Annotated in this window: 1 protein-coding gene and 1 pseudogene; one reads left to right on the top strand and one right to left on the bottom strand. The window is 71.7% G+C overall.

The genetic code is table 11. The features are described from left to right. Positions 1–119 (bottom strand): annotated as a pseudogene (locus tag ACFW2Y_RS35800) (acyl-CoA dehydrogenase); the annotation flags it as partial. A gap of 120 nt (positions 120–239) precedes the next feature. On the opposite strand from ACFW2Y_RS35800, the gene ACFW2Y_RS35795 reads away from it, so the two are divergent. Beyond that, positions 240–1,571, top strand: a complete 1,332-nt coding sequence (locus tag ACFW2Y_RS35795) for a UDP-glucose dehydrogenase family protein (protein WP_384887914.1) — start codon at positions 240–242, stop codon at positions 1,569–1,571. Positions 1,572–1,600: the final 29 nt, after the last annotated feature.

Genomic DNA, 1,600 nt, shown 5'->3' with positions numbered 1-1,600 from the left:
ACCGCCGCCGCGAACGGAACGATCTTCGCCTCCGCGAGGGCACGCACCGACTCCCGGAGCATGTCGTGCTCCTCGGAAGGCCGGTACAGGTCGAAATCGGTCGAACCCGCCACGCTCATCCACTCCCGTGCTCGCTAACTACCGTTAAGTAACACAAAGGGTAGGGCGCGCCCCGGCCCTGGACCAGCGCACGACTATGCTCGGGCAGGCATTCCGCCCGACGTTCCCTGGAGTCCCGCATGGCCCTCAAGATCACCGTGATCGGCACCGGCTACCTCGGCGCCACCCACGCCGCGGCCATGGCAGAACTGGGCTTCGAGGTGCTCGGCCTGGACGTCGTCCCCGAGAAGATCGAGATGCTGTCCGCCGGACGGGTCCCGATGTTCGAGCCGGGCCTCGAAGAGCTGCTCGCGAAGCACGTGGCCGGGATCGAGGGATCCAGCGGCCGGCTGCGCTTCACCACCTCCTGGGAGGAGGTGGGCGCCTTCGGCGACGTGCACTTCGTCTGTGTGAACACGCCGCAGAAGCACGGCGAGTACGCCTGCGACATGAGCCACGTGGACGCCGCCTTCACCTCCCTCGCCGGGGTCGTCCGCGCCGGGGCGCTGGTCGTCGGCAAGTCGACGGTGCCGGTCGGTTCCGCCGAACGGCTCGCGGGGCTCCTCCCGGAGGGCGTCGACCTCGCCTGGAACCCGGAGTTCCTCCGGGAGGGCTTCGCCGTCCAGGACACCCTGCACCCGGACCGGATCGTGGTCGGCGTGCGCGGCTCCGACGACCGGGCCGAGAAGACGCTCCGCACGGTGTACGCGGTTCCCGTCGGCGAGGGCTCGCCGTTCGTGGTGACCGACTTCCCGACGGCCGAACTCGTGAAGACGGCCGCCAACTCCTTCCTGGCCACGAAGATCTCCTTCATCAACGCGATGGCGGAGGTGTGCGAGGCCGCCGGCGGCGACGTCGCCAAGCTCGCCGAGGCCATCGGCCACGACGACCGGATCGGCGCCAAGTTCCTGCGCGCCGGCATCGGCTTCGGCGGCGGCTGCCTGCCGAAGGACATCCGGGCCTTCATGGCCCGCGCGGGCGAGCTGGGCGCCGACCAGGCCCTGACCTTCCTCCGCGAGATCGACTCGATCAACATGCGGCGGCGCGGCCAGATGGTGGAGATGGCCCGCGAGGCCCTCGGCGGGGGCACCTTCCTGGGCCGCCGGGTCGCCGTGCTCGGCGCCACCTTCAAGCCGGACTCGGACGACGTCCGTGACTCCCCCGCGCTGAACGTCGCCGGCCAGATACACCTCCAGGGCGGCCAGGTGACCGTCTACGACCCGAAGGGCATGGAGAACGCCCGCAAGCTCTTCCCGACCCTCGGCTACGCCCCCTCGGCCCTGGAGGCGGTGCGCGGGGCGGACGTGGTCCTCCACCTGACGGAGTGGCGGGAGTTCCGCGAGCTCGACCCGGCCGAGCTGGCCGCGGTCGCCGCCACCCGCACGGTCCTGGACGGCCGCAACGCCCTGGACGGCGAGCGGTGGCGGGCCGCCGGCTGGGCCTACCGGGCGATGGGCCGCCCCACCGCCTGAGCCGTGGAGACGCACGGGAGGGGCGCACC

Origin of the sequence: Streptomyces sp. NPDC058877, assembly GCF_042742855.1 — a bacterium.
Lineage (GTDB): Bacteria > Actinomycetota > Actinomycetes > Streptomycetales > Streptomycetaceae > Streptomyces.
This window is presented reverse-complemented; position numbering and strand designations above follow the sequence as displayed.

Coding starts and splice junctions, on each gene's coding strand:
- ACFW2Y_RS35795 (WP_384887914.1), top strand. CDS start 240: ATGGCCCTCAAGATCACCGTGATCGGCACCGGCTACCTCGGCGCCACC.